The organism is Thiohalocapsa halophila (assembly GCF_016583825.1).
Lineage (GTDB): Bacteria > Pseudomonadota > Gammaproteobacteria > Chromatiales > Chromatiaceae > Thiohalocapsa > Thiohalocapsa halophila.
The window spans coordinates 1-16,682 of record NZ_NRRV01000052.1 but is presented as its reverse complement, the minus strand read 5'-3'; the positions used below and the strand labels follow the sequence as shown (position 1 = coordinate 16,682).

Annotated in this window: 24 protein-coding genes and 2 pseudogenes; 15 read left to right on the top strand and 11 right to left on the bottom strand. The window is 67.2% G+C overall.

Annotation, left to right across the window (positions count from 1 at the left end):
• Window positions 1-117: 117 nt before the first annotated feature.
• The 6 genes and pseudogenes from CKO31_RS18265 to CKO31_RS18250 form a co-directional block, all read left to right on the top strand.
• A pseudogene (locus CKO31_RS18265) lies at window positions 118-279 on the top strand (IS4 family transposase); the annotation flags it as partial.
• A 20-nt stretch (window positions 280-299) separates the two neighbouring features.
• Window positions 300-626 (top strand): annotated as a pseudogene (locus CKO31_RS27295) (hypothetical protein); the annotation flags it as partial.
• 76 nt (window positions 627-702) lie between these two features.
• Window positions 703-960, top strand: coding sequence for a hypothetical protein (locus CKO31_RS26955; protein WP_242475493.1), 258 nt, complete (start codon window positions 703-705; stop codon window positions 958-960).
• Complete coding sequence (locus tag CKO31_RS26950; protein ID WP_369075138.1) at window positions 957-1,280, top strand: hypothetical protein; 324 nt, start codon at window positions 957-959, stop codon at window positions 1,278-1,280. The genes CKO31_RS26955 and CKO31_RS26950 overlap by 4 nt, the downstream gene beginning before the upstream one ends.
• On the top strand, window positions 1,213-1,539 hold the full coding sequence (locus CKO31_RS18255) for a hypothetical protein (protein ID WP_200240302.1): 327 nt from the start codon (window positions 1,213-1,215) through the stop codon (window positions 1,537-1,539). The genes CKO31_RS26950 and CKO31_RS18255 overlap by 68 nt, the downstream gene beginning before the upstream one ends.
• A gap of 24 nt (window positions 1,540-1,563) precedes the next feature.
• Window positions 1,564-2,064, top strand: coding sequence for a hypothetical protein (locus CKO31_RS18250; RefSeq protein WP_200240300.1), 501 nt, complete (start codon window positions 1,564-1,566; stop codon window positions 2,062-2,064).
• A 50-nt stretch (window positions 2,065-2,114) separates the two neighbouring features.
• On the opposite strand, the gene CKO31_RS18245 is transcribed toward CKO31_RS18250, so the two are convergent.
• Window positions 2,115-2,300 (bottom strand): PIN domain-containing protein, encoded by a 186-nt coding sequence (locus tag CKO31_RS18245; protein ID WP_200240298.1) that lies wholly within the window; start codon window positions 2,298-2,300, stop codon window positions 2,115-2,117.
• 180 nt (window positions 2,301-2,480) lie between these two features.
• Between CKO31_RS18245 and CKO31_RS18240 the strand changes: the two genes are divergently transcribed.
• Genes CKO31_RS18240 through CKO31_RS18235 form a run of 3 tightly spaced genes read left to right on the top strand, consistent with a single transcriptional unit; the run spans window position 2,481 to window position 3,453 of the window.
• Window positions 2,481-2,813, top strand: a complete 333-nt coding sequence (locus CKO31_RS18240; protein WP_200240296.1) for a DUF7317 family protein — start codon at window positions 2,481-2,483, stop codon at window positions 2,811-2,813.
• Window positions 2,810-2,971 carry a PIN domain-containing protein gene (locus tag CKO31_RS27950; protein ID WP_498370616.1) on the top strand — a complete coding sequence of 54 codons (162 nt, stop codon included), beginning with the start codon at window positions 2,810-2,812 and terminating at the stop codon, window positions 2,969-2,971. Before CKO31_RS18240 ends, CKO31_RS27950 begins: the two co-directional genes overlap by 4 nt.
• A gap of 17 nt (window positions 2,972-2,988) precedes the next feature.
• Window positions 2,989-3,453 (top strand): hypothetical protein, encoded by a 465-nt coding sequence (locus CKO31_RS18235; protein WP_200240294.1) that lies wholly within the window; start codon window positions 2,989-2,991, stop codon window positions 3,451-3,453.
• Window positions 3,454-3,501: 48 nt separating this feature from the next.
• Here CKO31_RS18235 and CKO31_RS18230 read toward each other — a convergent pair whose 3' ends face one another.
• The 3 genes from CKO31_RS18230 to CKO31_RS26945 are packed head-to-tail and all read right to left on the bottom strand — an operon-like array spanning window position 3,502 to window position 4,335.
• A complete protein-coding gene (locus CKO31_RS18230; RefSeq protein ID WP_200240292.1) occupies window positions 3,502-3,840 on the bottom strand; it encodes a type II toxin-antitoxin system RelE/ParE family toxin in 339 nt (112 codons plus the stop codon).
• Between the two features lie 9 nt (window positions 3,841-3,849).
• A complete protein-coding gene (locus tag CKO31_RS18225; protein ID WP_200240290.1) occupies window positions 3,850-4,089 on the bottom strand; it encodes a ribbon-helix-helix domain-containing protein in 240 nt (79 codons plus the stop codon).
• Window positions 4,090-4,125: 36 nt separating this feature from the next.
• Window positions 4,126-4,335, bottom strand: a complete 210-nt coding sequence (locus CKO31_RS26945; protein WP_242475483.1) for a hypothetical protein — start codon at window positions 4,333-4,335, stop codon at window positions 4,126-4,128.
• A gap of 428 nt (window positions 4,336-4,763) precedes the next feature.
• On the opposite strand from CKO31_RS26945, the gene CKO31_RS18215 reads away from it, so the two are divergent.
• The 3 genes from CKO31_RS18215 to CKO31_RS27945 are packed head-to-tail and all read left to right on the top strand — an operon-like array spanning window position 4,764 to window position 5,736.
• Window positions 4,764-5,024: an AbrB/MazE/SpoVT family DNA-binding domain-containing protein gene (locus tag CKO31_RS18215; RefSeq protein WP_200240286.1), complete on the top strand. Its 261-nt coding sequence runs from the start codon at window positions 4,764-4,766 to the stop codon at window positions 5,022-5,024.
• The gene (locus tag CKO31_RS18210; protein WP_200240284.1) at window positions 5,011-5,463 is read left to right on the top strand and encodes a type II toxin-antitoxin system VapC family toxin; all 453 of its coding nucleotides are present in this window, start codon (window positions 5,011-5,013) and stop codon (window positions 5,461-5,463) included. Before CKO31_RS18215 ends, CKO31_RS18210 begins: the two co-directional genes overlap by 14 nt.
• A gap of 57 nt (window positions 5,464-5,520) precedes the next feature.
• Window positions 5,521-5,736, top strand: coding sequence for a PIN domain-containing protein (locus tag CKO31_RS27945; RefSeq protein ID WP_498370617.1), 216 nt, complete (start codon window positions 5,521-5,523; stop codon window positions 5,734-5,736).
• Here CKO31_RS27945 and CKO31_RS18200 read toward each other — a convergent pair.
• The 5 genes from CKO31_RS18200 to CKO31_RS18180 all read right to left on the bottom strand — a co-directional run bounded on the left by CKO31_RS18200 (window position 5,648) and on the right by CKO31_RS18180 (window position 12,062).
• Entirely contained in the window at window positions 5,648-6,226 is a 579-nt protein-coding gene (locus tag CKO31_RS18200) for a PIN domain-containing protein (RefSeq protein WP_242475482.1), read from the bottom strand. The genes CKO31_RS27945 and CKO31_RS18200 overlap by 89 nt on opposite strands.
• The gene (locus CKO31_RS18195; RefSeq protein WP_200240280.1) at window positions 6,213-6,446 is read right to left on the bottom strand and encodes an AbrB/MazE/SpoVT family DNA-binding domain-containing protein; all 234 of its coding nucleotides are present in this window, start codon (window positions 6,444-6,446) and stop codon (window positions 6,213-6,215) included. Before CKO31_RS18195 ends, CKO31_RS18200 begins: the two co-directional genes overlap by 14 nt.
• Before the next feature lie 209 nt (window positions 6,447-6,655).
• Entirely contained in the window at window positions 6,656-8,950 is a 2,295-nt protein-coding gene (locus CKO31_RS18190; RefSeq protein WP_200240278.1) for a tetratricopeptide repeat protein, read from the bottom strand.
• A 1-nt stretch (window position 8,951) separates the two neighbouring features.
• Window positions 8,952-9,926 (bottom strand): HAD family hydrolase, encoded by a 975-nt coding sequence (locus CKO31_RS18185; RefSeq protein ID WP_200240276.1) that lies wholly within the window; start codon window positions 9,924-9,926, stop codon window positions 8,952-8,954.
• 429 nt (window positions 9,927-10,355) lie between these two features.
• Complete coding sequence (locus CKO31_RS18180) at window positions 10,356-12,062, bottom strand: arylsulfatase (protein ID WP_242475481.1); 1,707 nt, start codon at window positions 12,060-12,062, stop codon at window positions 10,356-10,358.
• A 318-nt stretch (window positions 12,063-12,380) separates the two neighbouring features.
• On the opposite strand from CKO31_RS18180, the gene CKO31_RS18175 reads away from it, so the two are divergent.
• Together CKO31_RS18175 and CKO31_RS18170 are read left to right on the top strand one after the other, a co-directional pair.
• Window positions 12,381-13,334: an AraC family transcriptional regulator gene (locus CKO31_RS18175; RefSeq protein WP_200240274.1), complete on the top strand. Its 954-nt coding sequence runs from the start codon at window positions 12,381-12,383 to the stop codon at window positions 13,332-13,334.
• A gap of 184 nt (window positions 13,335-13,518) precedes the next feature.
• Entirely contained in the window at window positions 13,519-15,330 is a 1,812-nt protein-coding gene (locus tag CKO31_RS18170; RefSeq protein WP_200240272.1) for an amidohydrolase, read from the top strand.
• Here CKO31_RS18170 and CKO31_RS18165 read toward each other — a convergent pair.
• Window positions 15,327-15,542 (bottom strand): hypothetical protein, encoded by a 216-nt coding sequence (locus CKO31_RS18165; RefSeq protein ID WP_200240271.1) that lies wholly within the window; start codon window positions 15,540-15,542, stop codon window positions 15,327-15,329. The genes CKO31_RS18170 and CKO31_RS18165 overlap by 4 nt on opposite strands.
• A gap of 277 nt (window positions 15,543-15,819) precedes the next feature.
• On the opposite strand from CKO31_RS18165, the gene CKO31_RS18160 reads away from it, so the two are divergent.
• A complete protein-coding gene (locus CKO31_RS18160) occupies window positions 15,820-16,359 on the top strand; it encodes a retropepsin-like aspartic protease (protein ID WP_200240269.1) in 540 nt (179 codons plus the stop codon).
• A 107-nt stretch (window positions 16,360-16,466) separates the two neighbouring features.
• Here the strand turns inward: CKO31_RS18160 and CKO31_RS18155 are convergent.
• Window positions 16,467-16,682: hypothetical protein (locus CKO31_RS18155; protein ID WP_200240267.1), on the bottom strand; the 216-nt coding region annotated here is incomplete at its 5' end.

The following is a 16,682-nucleotide window of genomic DNA, read 5'->3' as shown; positions in this document are numbered from 1 at the left end:
TGCAGCAGCAACAGGGCGGGCTACTGCAGGGCTCGCGCACGGTTGCCGCAGACCATGATCAGCACCTTAGGCGCTGCGCGCGGCGGTGCCAGCCATGACGGCGTGGTCATCCACGGGTTGCTGCTGCTCATCGCCGAGCCGCGGGTTGGCCTCAGACCGGGGCGAATCGAGCCCCGTCAGCGCAAGCGCCGGCCCAAGTCGTTCCCCTTGCTGACCAAGCCACGGGCCGAGGCGCGTGAGGAGGTGCGGCTCAACGGCCATCCGAAGAAGCAGCGCTGAGTCGGCAAGCTGGCCGCCAAGTGCATGAATCAGTGAGCTTTCCGCTTAAGTTAGCGCCATTCACCACAGACCACTTTAGTCTCACGCTGCGCACGCTCGGCTTGACGCTGATCCTGGCGTTACCGCTGCCGCTGCTGCTCGCCGCATCGGGCTGGCTGCTGCTGCACGCGTCTCCGGGGACCGATCTGGGGCTGGCCGTCGGCGTCGAATTGCTCCGCGTTGCCGCACTCCTGCTGACCCTGGCTCTGCTGTCTGCCATCTGCCGGCCGAAAGGGCTTGCGGCCGCGCACTTCCGCTGGCCGGAGCCGAACCTCAGGCTGCTGTGCACCGCGACCCGGCGTTTGACGTGGACCCTCGTTGTGCCTTGCTGGACGCCCCGCGGGACGCACCCTGGGGGCCGTTCAACTACCGTTTCTAGGTTCAATGGACGGCGAAGAGCAGCAACGGCCCGTTACCTTGCTGCATCTGGGCCTCGCCCTGCTCTTCACCGTCGGCACCTGGGTGCTGCTAAGGCGGCTGCCGGCGCTGTTGGAGATCATCCTGCTGCAGCGCTATGCACTGTCTGCCGCGGACCGTTACGCGGTCACGACCTTGACCAGCTGTCGGATCCCGTCACTCGCATCGTGCTGGTGGTGGGTGTCGCCTACGGCAGCGATGTGGAACCGGCGTCGGCGATCATGACGCGCATCGCACACGCGAACGAGCATGTCCTCGACGAGCCGCCGCCGGTGGTGACCTTCGACACCTTCGGCGACAACGCGCTGACCCTGACACTGCGCGCCTTCGTCGACTCCGTCGATGCGCGCGTCGGCACCATCTCGGCGCTGAATCGGGCCATCAACCAGGCCTTCGCCGACGCGGGCATCAGCATCGCCTTCCCGCAGCGGGACCTGCATCGAGCCGGCAGGCGACCAACCCCTGACCTGGGCAGAGTTGCGCCGCATCTCCCTGCTCAAGGATCGCAGCGACCGCTACCCGTTGCGGGTCGGCAACGTCGATGAATACGGCATCCTCGAGCGCAGCGTGCTGCCGTTCGCCGGCGGGGTCGAGCGCTCTCCCGTGCCTGGCGAGCGCTTCACCGCCGCGCTCGATGCCCGCCTGGATGCCTCTGCCAGCAAGGACGTCTACATATACGTGCACGGCTACAAGGTGGACTACGAAAATCCGGTCCTGGTCGGCAGCGACATCGACCGCGGCATTCTCGGCGGCTATGTGCTCGACGGGGCGTTGCGCGTGCCCAAGGCCCTGACGCGCTACTAATCCTCCGCGGATTCCGCGCTGAGCTTGTCCAAGCTGGTGTTCGGCCGGCAGCGCGCCGGCGAGGCGCTGATCGGCGAGATTGCCACGGAGCAGGCAAGTCGTTTTCTACGCAGCCACCCGAGGCTTCGCGTCATCGATGTCAGCAACGCGGGAGGCGCGGTCAGCGGCAGCGGCTACCTGCGCGAAAGCCCCTGGGTCAGCAGTGATGTGGTCCTGAGCCTGCGCTACGACCTGGCCCCTGAGGAGCGCGGACTCACGCGTGCCCCGGGCAGCCCGATCTGGACCTTCCCAGACGATTACCTTGAGCGCGCGGGGGGCGGCGCTGGATCGAGCCGAGTCGGTGGCCCCCTAACCAGACGAAGCATGCCGGCCGGCGAGACAACGTGCGCATACGCGTTCAGCGCCGGCCCCGACTCGCTGCGCGCCTCTCGGGGGGCGAGCCAATCTGGATGGCAGCACAGCCCCACCGACCAGCTCGACGCGAGCGGGCCGCACCGTCTCCGAACTTGGCGCACGGTAATTTAGTACTCTGTCCCCAGAGCGCCCCCCAGAACGCCGAGGTTGGAAGAGTCGGTTCAGGACGTGGCGAAGGGGTTCTTCACGGTCAGTTGATCCTCGATGCGCTGGCCATCTTGCAGGTCTTCGGTCCACAGCACCTCGCAACCACTCAGCAGCGCAGCTGCAACGATCAGCGAATGGTAGATCGAGAACCCGTAGCGCTCGGCGATCGCGAGTCCACGCTCGTGGGTGGCGACAGTCATCGGTTCGACCTGACACAGCGACTGCAGTCGTGCGCTGCTTCAGCGCAGCTGACCCACCTGCCTGGAACGGTGTATCGGGGCCGATGCCGGACTGGGATTGCCTCAAACAGCCCGAGCCGGACGTGGAACTACAAAATGCGTTGTGCTACGCTTTGTGTGTACATTTTTGAGGCCCCAAGAGTGGAGAGTTTGGACGTATTCACCGCCCGCGACCTGCGCCAACGCTCCGGCGAACTGCTCTCCGACGCCGCACGCGGACAGGTCTCACTGATCACCAAGAACGGCCGTCCCGCCATCGTCGCAGTCCCTTTCGATCAGAGGCTGTTGGACAGCGGCGTCCACCGAGCACTTGCGTTGAACCTGTTCGAGGCCGGCGAACTCTCTCTTGCCAAAGCCGCTAAGGTTGCCGGCCTTTCCCAAGAAGACTTCATGGAGTTGCTCCATGAAGCCGGCATCCCCGCCGTCGACTACTCGACAGAGGAGCTTGCAGGGGAGCTGGATGCGATGCGATGAGCCGGGTTGTCGTCGCCGACGCCGGTCCACTCGTCGCTCTCGCCCGTATCGCTAGGCTCCAACTACTCCATCATCTCTCCGGACCCGTCGTGGTGCCGACGGCGGTCTCGGACGGGCTCCGACTCGATTTAGCTCGACCGGGTGCACAATTGTACTGAATCCCGTGCGGGCGGGCATGGTCCAAGATCCGGAGCAATGGTTTTGGAGCAGCTATCGGGCGACGGCCGGTGAGAGCACGACTCCACCATGGCTCGAGACGGATTTCGTGTTGAGGCAGTTTGCAGAGGATCGCGATCGCGCGCAGGCGCGCTACAGGCGGTTCGTTCTCGAAGGACTCGGGCGCGACATCTGGCAGAACCTGCGCCAGCAGGTTTACCTTGGCGACGAGACGTTCGTAGAGAAGATGCAGGCGGCGGCGAACATCAAAGGCGACCGGCTGAGTGTGCCCAACATTCAGCGGCGTCCGCCGCCGGCCCCGTTGGCGGAGATTGCGCAATCCCATCCCGATCGAAACTCAGCGATCTTGGCCGCGTACGCGACAGGCGCCTACAGCTACGCAGCCATCGCCGCGTATTTCGGCATCCATCTCTCGACCGTCGGACGGATTGTCCGAACCGCGATGCAACAATGCGAGAACTGACCCTGCTCCCCCTAGAACTGACCCTGCTCCCCCTTGCGTCGGCCCAACCTACTCCGCGTCTGGCGAGTCGCCTTCGCCCAGCAGTGCCGAGATATCTCGGCGAGCGTGCAGGACGCGCCAGATGTCGAGCTGCCCGGCGTCGTCCACATAGAAGATCAGATACGCCGACTGCTTGATCGGCCAGCTGCGCAGCCCGGGGATGCCCAGCAGGTCCGCGTAGCGCCGGGAGCCGATGGCCGGATGCGTCGCGAGGGTACGCAGTGCGTCTTCGAGCAGCTGCGCAAACTTGCCGGCCAAGCCCGGTCCGCCTTCGGCACGCAAGTACGCGAGGATTGCGTCGATGTCCGCCTGTGCGAGCGGTCGGAGTTGCAGCGTTCTATCTGTCATGCGGGCCGATCACTCGGCGATATCGGCGGCGGCCTGTACCCGTAACTGTGCGAACCAGGCGTCGTCGATGGGTACCGCCGGCCCGGAGTCGCGCCCGGCCAGCAGCTTGTTGCGCAGCATCTCAATGTCGCGCTCGCGCCGAATCAGCTCACGGAGATACTCGCTTGTGCTGGAGAAGCTGTGCATAGCGACCTGCCGGTTCACGAAGTCCCGCAGGTCGTCCGGGAGGGAGATGTTCATGGTGGCCATAGCTGAGGCTCCGCAATTTGGCAATCCTTGCCAAGGCTAGCATGGATCGTCGCCCGCCGCGCCTTCCGGACCGGGCCATGGGCTGATCTTCAGACGCCCATTACCGTCGACGCCCTGCGCGGCGATCTGCCAAACCGGTATGCGCACCTGTTCGGCGACGGCGGCTTCCCCAACCTGATGGAGGAGGGCGTCCACTACACCAACGCCCATTACCAGCACGCCAACACCGAGACCATCGTCGGTCACGGCTCGCTCGCGACCGGTCCCAGTCGTCCTGACCTGCGAATGCGAGATAGGTCTCCATCGCCACCCCCATGGGAGCGGGCGACCTCCGCGATCGGGTCCCCGATCAGATCGTCCTGCTCGCTCACGCCGACGCGCTGGCCTAGGTCTGAGCCTCGCTGCCATCAACAGGCAGGGCATCGAGCTGTGCCCACAGCTCATGCAACGGCGCAGCCGAATCGTTTCCTGAGCCCGGAATGCGGAGCCTAGGGGCTGTGTAGAGGAGGGAAACCGTGGTACGGCCCGTTTTCCCCGAGACAGATGAAGAGATCCGGTAGGGTGAGAGCGCCCGGGGTCGGCCCCTGCGCTGCAGGCTGCCGTGAGTTGCCGGTCGCGGACACGCGTGCTAGATTCAGGGGGCCTCTTACCAGGTAAGAAATCGAGGAAAAAGCATGCCGACAGTCACCGTCTCCGACAAGGGTCAGGTCGTCATCCCCGCCGTCATCCGCCGCCGGCTCGGTCTGGTGCCGGGCAGCAAGCTGGATTTCGCGTTGGAAGGGGACAGCATCCGGATACGCCCGCTGAAGTCGATACCGCCTTCCCGCGCCGAGGACGGCTACGGTATGCTGCGCTGCGACCTCCCGGGGGAGCGGCGCCTTGCGGACTTCGACGTGGCGGAGGCGATGCGGGCCGAGGCCGATGATCGCCCTTGATACCAATATCCTCGCCCGCTTCTACGTCGACGACCCGAACGACCCGGAGGCCGCCAAGCAGCGCCCCATCGCGCGAGCGATCATGACGAACAACCCCAGCCTGTTCGTACCCCTGACCGTGGTGTTGGAGCTGGAATGGGTCCTGCGGGCCTTCTATCGCTTCGAGGCCCCACAGATCGTCAGCGTCTTCGAACACCTGCTCGGCCTCGGTCACATCAACACCGAAGAGTCCGAGCGCGTCGCCGCCGCCCTGCCTTTGACCACGGCAGGTATGGACTTCGCCGATGCCCTGCACCTAGCCGGCAGTGACCATTGCGAGGCCCTCTACACCTTCGATGATCGCCGCTTCGCCCGCCGCGCGCGACGGCTCGGGTGTGCGCCGCCGGTGCGAGTGCCGGCCGATGAGACACCGGTCGCACCCGGCAACGGCTGCACATGATCGAGTCGGTGAGATCACCATCCAGAAGAGGCAGAAGCGACCCAGCTCGCCGAAGAGATTGCATGTCGCTTCCTACTCATTGATGAGCGCAGGGGCCGCGCTGTGGCACGCCGTCGCGGCATCCGCATCGTCGGCACCGGCGGCCTCCTCGTGGGCGCCAAACGAGCGGGACGACGCTCTTCGGTCACCCCCGAGCTTGAGCGCCTGAGCGAGATCGGCTACCGGCTCGCTCCTCCGCTGGGCACGGAGATCCGACGCCTCGCCAAAGAGTGATCGTCCCACGCTCAGCAGATACCTCGAAGATAGGCCCACCTGGAACGCGGGGACGGCGCTGGATTGAGCCGAGTCGGTTCAGGACGTGGGGAAGGGGTTCTTCACGGTCAATTGGTCCTCGATGGGCTGTCCATCTTGCATGGTCTTCGGTCCACACCACCTCACAACCAGCCAGCAGCGCAGCTGCAACGATCAGCGAATCGTCGATCGAGAACCCGTAGCGCTCGGCGATCGCGAGTCCACGCGCGTGGGTGGCGACGGTCATCGGTTCGACCTGACACAGCGACTGCACCGTTCCCAACATCTCGCGAATCTCCGACCAAGCCAAGCCGAGCTTGCGTGAAGCGATGGCTGCGAATTCGTTCAAGACCTGCACGCTGATGACGCCACCGGCGGCGAGCAGGGCTTCGGCCCGGTCCGCCTTCGCAGCGTCGTTGGACAACAGGTACAGCAGCACATTGGTATCGAAGAAGGCGTTAGCCTCGCTCATGGGCCTCGAGCCGATCGAAACGGAACCCATCGGGTAGACGCCCGCGGTACTTGCGCAGCCGCGCTAGCAGTTCCCGGCTATCGGATACCTTGCGTACCTTTAAGCTCCGCGATCCTTCGACTTGGATCTCGATGTCATCGCCCTCTTGCAGTTCGAGCGCCTCGACCACTGCGGCGGGCAGGCGCACCGCCAGGCTGTTGCCCCATCTTGAAACCTGCATTGGGTACCCTCCCGGATCGATCTGGACTCAGGCATCCTCTGGCGAGCGTCGGCTCTGCGCGCGTCAGCGGTCATCGGATTTTGGCATCGGGAGAGGCGGTAGCTGGCCGGAAGCCGGTGGGCCAACAGCGAGGCGTCAGCGCCCGAGAACACGTTGTGGCTGCATGGCTTCCACTGCCTGACACCGAGACGGGCGACAGCACCGGGGGACTATGGCTCAAGCTCCTTGATCAGCGCTTTGGCCTGAGGGTCTGAGGGCCAGCGCTCCTGCAGCGCTCGGGCGAAGCTCGCCGCTGAGGCGCTGTTGCCTGCGTCGCGATTGATCGTGACCAAGGCGATCAAGATGTCCCGGTCTGCCGGCGAGGTCCGGTTGGCCTTGGTCAGGACCGCCAGCGCCTCGTCGCGGTCGCCCTGCCCGTTGAGCGCGAGCGCATAGACGTAGGCGTAGCGGGCATTGTCCGGCGCCAGCACCGCCGCTTTCCGCAGGGCCTCGATCGCCTGCTGCGGCTGCTTCTGGCGCACCTTGAGCAGACCGAGGGCGTGATGAAGGGCCGCGCTGTCCGGCGCCTGTCCGAGGCCGGCGCGCAGCGTCTCCTCGGCCTCGGTGTCGGAGCCGAGCGCACGGTAGAGATCCGCCAGGTTCACATAGGCCGGGACAAAGGCCGGGTCGAGCGCCAACGCCTGCTGATAGGCCTTTCGGGCCATGGCGACCTTGCCTCGGGCCATCTCCGCCAAGCCGATGTTCAGGTGCGACTCGGGCCGCTCGGCATTGACCAGCTGTGCGTCATTGTAGGCGCGCAGTCCGGCCGCCAGCGCTTGCCGCTCGGGCGCCGGCAGCTCGTAGCGCATCAGCGGGGCGAGCGCCCGCGCAGCGGCGAGGCGAACGCTCCGGACGGGGTCGTCGAGCATGGGCATGCCGAACCGATGCCGCAGCTGGGCGTCGGCCGCCTCGAGCCAGCCGAGGGCGCTTCGGCGCACCAGCGGGTCCGCGTCTGCGAGCAGCGGCGGCAGGGCCCGCAGGTGCTCCGGCTGCAGCCGAGGCTGCAACAGCTCCACGGCGGTGGCGCGGGCGATGCCGGGCTGGTGGGTGTCGGCGGCGAGCGCGAGCAGTTGCTCCGGCGCATCCACTGCACCACTGCGGCCGGCGGCGATCGCCGCGCCGTAGTGAGGGCGCTTGGACCAGGCGTCGCCGTACCAGTCCTGCATGCTCGCGGTCGCCCAGTCTGGGCTGCGGTCGGCGTGACACTGGCCACAGGCGTTCGGCGTGCCGATCCCGGCACTGAGGTCCGGGCGGGGAATGCGGATGCTGTGATCGGCCCGGGCGTCGATGACCATGTACTTGCGCTGCGGCATGTGACAGCCGATGCAGCTGGCCCCGGCGCTGCCGGGCGCATGGTGGTGATGCTCGGGCGTGGCATAGCGCGCCGCGGGATGGCATTGCGCGCAGACCTCATCGCCGTCGGCTTTGAGCTGAAGGCTGTGGGGGTCGTGGCAGTCGGTGCAGGTGACGCCGGCGGCGTACATGCGGCTTTGCAGAAAGGAGCCGTGGACAAAGACCTCATCGAGGATCTGCCCGTCGGCGTGGTACAGGCCGGGCTCCAGGAGGGCGAGCTGGTGGCTGTCGCCGAGCGGGCGCCCCGGTGGCTGCCAGGCATGGATCTGGCCCCGGCGGGAATGGCAGCGGGCGCAGAGCTGGGTCTCGGCACGGCTGGCTCGGGGCGTCGAGCGGCGCGGCAGGCCGGTGTCGGCGTCGATCAGCCAACGCGCATCCCGGGCCTCGCCGAGGGTAATCGGCAGACCTTTGTCTTGGCTCCAGGCATCACTGTTGCCGGCGGCGACGGCCTCGGCCTGCTCGACATGCGCGGACGCCGGCCCGTGGCAGGCCTCGCAGGCGACATCGATCTCGGCCCAGGTCGTCGCGTAGCGATCGCTGTTCAGGTCGTAGCCTTTGCGAAGGCCCGTGGAGTGGCACTCCGCACACTGGTAGTTCCAGGTCTGATCCGGTGCAGTCCAGTGCAGCGGGTGCTTCGGCCCCATCTCGGGCGCGTTCGGATAGAGATGAAACCAGCGTTGACCGCCCTCTGCGGCAGGCCGGCTGTCCCAGGCAAGTCCAAGGGCCTGCAAACGGCCGCCGGGAAGTGCAATGAGATACTGCTGCAGCGGCTCCCAACCGAAGGTGTAGGCGATGCGGTAATCCGTGAGCTCACCGTCTGGCCCGTCGGTGCGCACCAGCCAGTCGCCGTCGCGGCGGAAGAAGCGCGAGGTGACGCCGTGCGCGGTGAGCTCGGCGTCGTCGAAATCGCCCAGCACGGTTGTCTCGGTCGGCTCCGCCATGGCCAGGTCGTGATGGGAGCCCCGCCAGCGGGCGAGCTCCGCCTCGTGGCAGGCGGCACAGCGGCTGCTGCCGGCGAAGTCGGCCGAGGGAGCAGCTCGCGGGGGGGCGGCTTGGGCGGCTGCGATGCCGAGGGCGCTCGCGAGCATCCCCATTGCGATCAGCAGCCGCACGCTAGTCCTGCGGCGCCGCTGGAAACACATTGGCCCAGTCACGCTCCATGGACACCACCGTCCAGCCCTGGGTCTCGGCATCGTCCAGGGCCTTGTCGAGCCGGCCCGCATGGCTGTCGCGATCATAGGCGTATTCGCGCTCGGCGTCGTCGTGGTGCAGGATCAGCCCGAGGCGCCGGCCGGGTCCGGCGCTGGTCCACTCGAGCATCTGATAGTCGCCGTCGGAGTTGCCGAAGGCCAGGATCGGCCGGCGGCCGATGTGGCGTTGGATGCCGACGGGCTTGCCCGCCTTGTCGTCGATGAAGGCGATCTCGGGCTTGCGCACCAGGGTAGGCTCACCGTCGACCAGCTTGTAGTCCAGCGCGATCTGCGAGCCCACCACCTGCTCCGGCGGGATGCCGTAGACCCGCTCGGTCCAGGGGCGCATGAAGGCGATGCCGCCGCCTGAGACGATGTAGGTCTTGAAGCCGTGCTCGCGCAGATAGGCGAGCAGCTCCAGCATGGGCTGGTAGACCAGCTCGGTGTAGGGACGCTCGAAGCGCGAATGACGGGCGGTGGCGATCCAATCCGCTGCGATGTCCGCGAATTCGCTGCTCGAAAGCCCCGCATGGGTGGCCATCAGGAGCTGCATCAGCCCTTCCATGCCGGCCTCGCCCAGGGCCGCCTTGTCGCCTTCCAGCGCGGCCTTGAACGGCTGCTCTTTGCGCCAGTCCGGATGGTCGTCGGTGAGCTCGCGGAGTCGTTCCAGCACGAACGCGAGCTGGGTGTAGAACGGCTGCTCCACCCACAGGGTACCGTCATTGTCGAAGACGGCGACACGCTCGGCCTTGGGGACGAAGTCGGGCGAGTCCGGCTCGGTGACTGTTGCGACAAATTCGATAATCGCCTGTTTCGCCTCGCCGTCATTCCATGACGCCAGTGGGTCGGCGGCCACCGCCAATGGCAGCCAGAGCAGCAGAAAGGTCAGGATGCGCATCGCCGATTCTCTTGGATGTTAGAAAGGTTCTCTCAGCATGCCCAATGGACACCGCGCTGGTGTACCGCAGGCTGCGGATTTCGGCCAGACCCGGTGCGAGTGGACAGGCGCAGCTAGCCGGCTCGTCCCCCGCCCATCGCGCGTCGTCTCGGGACGAGGTCCTCAGCCCCGTCGACGAGCTTGTGGTTGCGCGCTTGGTCGTTTCGGCGCTACCTCGCCGCACGCAAAGCCAGGCCCCACTCCACAAGCGTGGAGGCTTGCCCGCATCAGGGACCCGCACGGTGGGGCCAGACAGCAATCCATCGGCCTGCCCATTGCGGTTGCCCACCCGAGCTGACGACGCACCTGCAAGCGCCTGCTCGCAGGCGCGCCGTCGGTTGGGCGGGCGCTGCTTCCGCTGCGAAGCTGCGCGCCGCCATGGACAGCGGCTCAGCCGCCGGGCGGTGAGAGCTTCTCCATCACCTGATCCAGGCTGAAGCTCGCCGCCTTCTGCCGCGGCGGAAATTCCTGGAAGGTTGCCAGGAACTGCCCGACATAGGCCTGCGCCGGAACCAGCATGTATGCGCGGTCCAGCAGCCAGTCATAGTAGGTATTGGACGTGATCTCGGCGCGCTCGTAGGGGTCGCGGCGCAGGTTCTCGATCAGCGGCACCCGCAGCTCCACGAAGGGCTCCATCCAGACGCGGAAGGTACCCTCGGCCTTCTGCTCCAAGAAGATGAGCTTCCAGTCCGCATAGCGCAGTGCGGTCAGGTCGCCGTCGTCGGAGAAGTAGAAGATCTCTTTCCGCGGACTCTCTTCGGCCTGGCCGGTCAGCAGCGGCAGGATGTTGTAGCCGTCCAGGTGGACTTTGTAGTCGCGGCCCATAGCAGGCACGGTGACGCCCTGCTTCAGGCGCTCTTTGACCTTGGGGTCGCCGGCGGCGGCCAGGAAGGTCGGGAACCAGTCCATGTGGTGGACGATCTCGTTGGTCCACTCGCCGGCCGGGATCTTCCCCGGCCAGCGCACCATGGCCGGCACCCGCCAGCCGCCCTCCCAATTGGTGTTCTTCTCGCCGCGGAACGGAGTGGCACCGGCATCCGGCCAGGTGTTGTAGTGCGGGCCGTTGTCCGTGGAGTAGAAGACGACGGTGTTGTCGGCGATGCCGAGCTCGTCCAGCTTGTCCAGGAATTTGCCGATGTGCCTGTCGTGCTCGACCATGCCGTCGGCGTATTCGTCCTGCCCGGAGATACCCCGCAGCTCGTCCTTCACGTGGGTGCGAAAGTGCATGCGGGTGCCGCTCCACCAGACGAACCAGGGCTTGCCGGCCTTGGTGTTGTCTTCGATGAAGCGGAGCGCCGCAGCGGAGGTCTCGTCATCGACGGTCTCCATGCGCTTCTTGGTCAGCGGACCCGTGTCCTCGATCTGCTGCGTGCCGTCCGGCATAGCCCGGGAGTGGATGACGCCGCGCGGACCGAACTGCTCGAGAAAGGTCTTGCCGCTCGGCAGCGCCATGTCGCGCGGATAGTCTTCGTTCTCCGGCTCTTCCTCCGCATTGAGGTGGTAGAGATTGCCGAAGAACTCATCGAACCCGTGGTTGGTGGGCAGATGCTCGTCGCGGTCGCCCAGATGATTCTTGCCGAACTGGCCGGTGGCATAGCCGAGCGCCTTCAGCATCACGGCAATGCTCGGGTCCTCCTCGCGCATGCCGAGCTCGGCACCGGGCAGGCCCACCTTGGACAGGCCGGTGCGGAATACGCTCTGACCGGTGATGAAGGAGCTGCGGCCCGCGGTGCAGGACTGCTCGCCGTAGTAATCGGTAAAGGTCATGCCCTCGTTGGCGATGCGGTCGATGTTGGGCGTCTCATAGCCCACCAGGCCGTGCGTATAGGTACTGATGTTGGACTGGCCGATGTCATCGCCCCAGACGACGAGGATGTTTGGCCGCTCGCCTGCCGCCGGAGCCTTGCCTTCTGCGCCAGCCGGCTGCGCACTCTGGGCAACCGCTTCGGCGGACTCGGCAGGGGCAGACGGGCGCTCCGCCGCGGCGGGTGGAGCCGCAGGATTGGACGTGAACGGGTTGGGCAGCTGCGCGTGCGCTGGCAAGCTCAGCAGCGCGAGCGCAGCTGCCAGCATTGGCAAGGTGAGTTTCTTATGCAAAGCAAATCCTCCGAGAGCTGAATGATGACGGTCGAGAGACGCTGCGCCGGCGTCGGCGGTGCTGGATTCTCAAACGTCCTCCGGCCGTGGGGGGACGCCGAGAAGCGCTCCAATCTTCTGCGTACTAAAGACGCCGCCGTCCGTGCTCGCACCCGCGATGCAGCCCCTTCCTCAGAGCCGGGGCCATGTCCGCCAATAGCGGACAAAACGCGATGCGATTCAGGACGAGCACCGCAGCTTCGCAGCGCCGCGCAGTATTACCGCTGCCAGCTCTCTTGGTAACCTTGTTGTCCGCTTTTCGCACAAGAGGACAACGGGATGAACACCTCGCCTGCCGGGGCCATGGGAGAGCCAGTGATCGAACGGCTGGCGCTGACCTTCTTCGACGCCGAGCAGCTGGCGACGGCCATACGTGAGGCGTCCATCGAGCACCACCAGTTGGAAGCGGGTGACTTTCGCGGCGAGCTGCGCGGCCTGCTCGCCGGCCCCATCTCCCTGAACAGCGGCCGCTACAGCCGCATGCTGCGCGCACGCGGCTGGCTGCCGGAGGGGGCCGTGGTGCTGGGCGCCATCCTCGATGCCGAGCGCGACGGCTGCATCAACGGGTATCGCTTCGGCGCCCGAGACCTCGTCTGCTACCCGGCGGGGGCCGAGCTCGACTATCTGCTGCCGGCCGGGACGCACTGGACGGCGCTCCAGCTCCCCGGCACCGTGCTCGGCGAGCTCGGTCTGTCGGCGAGCCTGTTCGATAGGCCCAGGGTCTTTCCGGCGTCGTTCCCGGGCAGTGCCCGTATCGTCAACCGCATCGCACGGCTCGCAGGGGCGCGCTCGGGCACCCGGGTGGCGGACTGGCACGCGGAGCTCGGGGCCTTGGCCGCCGAGCTGATGTTGGTCGTGCACAACGACCAAGGACGCGGCGGGCGTCCGAGCTACGCCGAGCGTATGGGCCTGCTGCGGACTTTCGAGCGACTGGTGCGCGAGCGCATCGACGAGGACCTGCGCATCCCGGCGCTGTGCGCCGGCATCGGGGTGGCCCAGCGCACGCTGGAGCAGACCTTCCGCGACCAGCTGGGCATCTCGCCCCGGCGCTACCTGACGATCCTGCGCCTGCACGCCGCGCGCGACGCCCTGCTGCGCGGCGCCGATGTCGACATCGCGAGCATCGCCGCGCGCTGCGGCATGCATCACCCCGGACGCTTCGCCACCGAGTATCGGGCTCTGTTCGGCGAACCGCCGTCGGCCACCGGCCGCGCGAACGGACAACGACCGTGATCGCAGCGCCGAGCGGGGCATTCAAGCGAAGCGCAGTCCACCTGCATGTCCCCGGGCGCCGGCGCCTATACTCCGAGCTTGTGCATCGGTTATTCGCTCGGGGAAGGCTATGGCTCGGAGATCCGCTCGGGTTGTCCTGTGCACCGCGTCGCGGCTGCTCGCAGTCGGTGGTCTGGTGCTCGGGATGGCCACAGCCGCTGCGCAGACGCCGAGCCTTCAGGCGCTGTCCGCCATCGCCGAGACACCGGCGGCGACCAAGGTCTATGCCGCGCGCGACATCATCACCATGGATCCGGTCCAGCCGCGGGCGCAGGCGTTCGCCGTGCGCAACGGGCGCTTCGTCGCGGTCGGCAGCCGCACCGACGTGACCGCGGCGGCGGGGCCTGACGCCGAGCTGGACCAGACCTTCGCGGGCAAGGTGGTGGTGCCCGGCTTCATCGAGCCGCACGTGCACCCCATTCTGGCCGCGCTGACCCTGGGCACGCAGGTGATCGCCATCGAGGATTGGGACACCGTCGCCGGGCGCTCGCCGGCGGTGCGCGATGCCGAGGGCTACCGCGAGCGCCTGCTCCATGCGCTGGCCGCACAGCACCAGGACGTCGGTGGGCCCTTCGTCACCTGGGGCTATCACCAGGGCTTCCACGGCGACATGTCCCGGGCGTTCCTGGACAGCCTGATGACGGCGGTGCCGGTGGTGGTCTGGCACCGGTCCTGCCGCGAGCTCTACTTGAACAGCGCAGCCCTCGCGCAGACCGGCATCGATGCGGACTTGGTCGCCGGGCTGCCCGCGAGCCAGCGGGCGCACATCGACCTGGAGCAGGGCCATGTCCAGGCGCAAGGGATGATCGCTGTCCTCGACAAGCTAGCGCCGCTGCTGGCGCCGCCGGAGCGGCTTCGCCAGGGGCTCGAGCTCACCGAGCGCTACTATCACCGCAACGGCATTACGCTCGCCTGCGAGCCGGGTGCAGTGCTGTCGAAGCCGCTTCAGCAGGCCGTCAACGCCGCCTACAGTGACTCGACCACGCCCTTCAACCACTGCTTCATCGCCGACGGCAAGGCGCTGGCGGCCCGGCATCCGCCCACCAGCCCGGGTGCCGCCGGGGCCCTGATCGACGCCACCCGCCGACTCCTGTCCCGGGGCGAGGGTCGCACCCGCTATCTGCCGCGACAGGTCAAGCTCTACACCGACGGCGCCATGTACGGCGCAAGCATGCAGCTCCAGGCCGGCTACGCGGACGGTCGCGAGGGCAGCTGGATCATGGAGCCGACGGCATTCGACGCCGCCTTCCAGGCCTACTGGGACGCGGGCTATCAGATCCATGTCCAGGCCGTCGGCGACGGCGGCCTCGCCGTGCTGCTGGCGAGCCTGGAGCAGGCCATGGCGCGCAACCGCCGCGAAGATCACCGCACGGTGCTGGCCCACTTCGGCTTCGCGGCGCCGGCGCAGGTGGCGCGCTTCGCGGCCTTGGGCGGCATCGTCAGTGCCAATCCCTACTGGGTCGAGGCGCTCGCCGCGCGCTATGCCGACCTGGGCATCGGCGAGGAGCGCGCTCACAGCATGGTGCCCATGGCGGAGGTGCTGAAGCATGACCTGCCATTCTCCTTTGGCTCCGGCATGCCCATGGGCCCGGCCAAGCCCCTGCAGCTGATGTACGCCGCAGTCAACCGGCTGACCGGCGAGGGCCGGATCATGGGCGAGGCACACAAGGTTCCTCGCGAGGCGGCGCTGCGGGCCGTCACTCTGGGCGCCGCCCATTCCATTCAACAGGAAGACAGCATCGGCTCCATCGAGGTGGGCAAGCGGGCCAACCTGACCATTCTGGAAGCCAATCCGCTGGAGGTACCCTCGACCTGGATCAAGGACATCCCGGTATGGGGCACCATGCTGGAGGGGCGGGTGCAGCCGGCGCCGCCGCCACCGGAGGAAGCGGCAGCGGCGCCCGCACCGCAACAGCAGGCGAGACCAGCGGCGCAGGGCGCCGCCATCAGCCGCTAGCCTGGTGCAACGGCGTCGCGAAGCGGGCCTTCGCGGCGAGCGTGGTGCCGAAGTGGCGGACCGCCTGCCGGGCGACCATGAGCCCGGCCGTCAGTCGGGCCGTGAGCCAGCTCCGCCAACGCCTCGAATTCGGCCGACTCCCAGCCCGGCAGGCCTTCGACCACGACCTTCGAGCCGATGTCGTCCGGCAGCACGACCTTGTCTTCGCCCATCCGCAGCTGATCTGGGCGGTGGCGGCGACCGGCGCATGCGCCCCTGTCGTCGCGGCGGGGCTTATGCCAAGCCCGCAGGGCCATAGGCCCCAAAGCATCCCCGGGGCATTCACCATGATGATCCCTGGGTTTGTACCCAGGCAGGCTTTCGTTGTAGCGTCCGCCGGTGACCCGGTGCCTGAGTCATCTCCCGCCAGCACTGCCACCCGCCGCGGCGCGGACCCAAGGCCGCCGCACGCACGGGCCCACCTTATCCAGCAACAGATGAATCGATCTCATGCGCGCAGCCGTTCTTGCCCTGCTCCTGCCCTACTGCCTCGGTGGTGTCGCCCTGGCGGTCGATGTCGACCCTGACGACTTCCGCTATCGCATCGACATGCAGCAGAAGTCCGCGGCCACCTTCTACGTCAGCGGCGAGATCCATGGCTACGGCCCGCTGGAGCTGATGGTGGACACGGGCTCTGGCTATATGACCATCAACGAGGAGACGCTGGCCGTGCTCCAGCACCGCAACGCGGCGCGTTACGTGAAGCAGCTTCGCGGGGTGCTCGCCGACGGCTCCGAGCTCACGGTGCCCGTCTACGCCATCGCCCGGATGCGCATCGGCACTCAGTGCTGGCTGGAGGACGTGGAGGCCGCGGTCTTCCCCGGCAGCGCACGGCAAATCCTCGGCTTGAGCGCCCTGCGCCGGGCGGCCCCCTTCATCTTCTCGGTGGACCCACCGGCATTGCTGCTGAGCCGCTGCGCCACACGCGACGAAGTCGCGGGCGAGACGCCGTCGGAGCCGTTGCAGCAAGCGGCCGACCGCGCTGGATGAGCATCCCGGCCGGCGCCGCGGCAGCATCCCGCCTCGCCGCCTCCCGGTGCGCCGGGCGCTGCGTTAGGGCAACCGGACGAACGCCTCAAGGTGCGGAATCCGCTCGCTCAGCGCATCCATGTCCGCTGCCACACGCCGGCCACCTCGCCCGCCAGCCAAATCCCGAGCGCCAAAGCGCCCAGCATCAGCGCCCAATGCAGAACTCCGGACATACCCCCTTCAACCGTCTGAATTTGAGCTATAATTGCGGCATTGCTCGATAAATAAATACGAGACTGCAAGCCGCCATGCCAGGCACCGTTGAGCTTCCCCTGCTGCCCGAA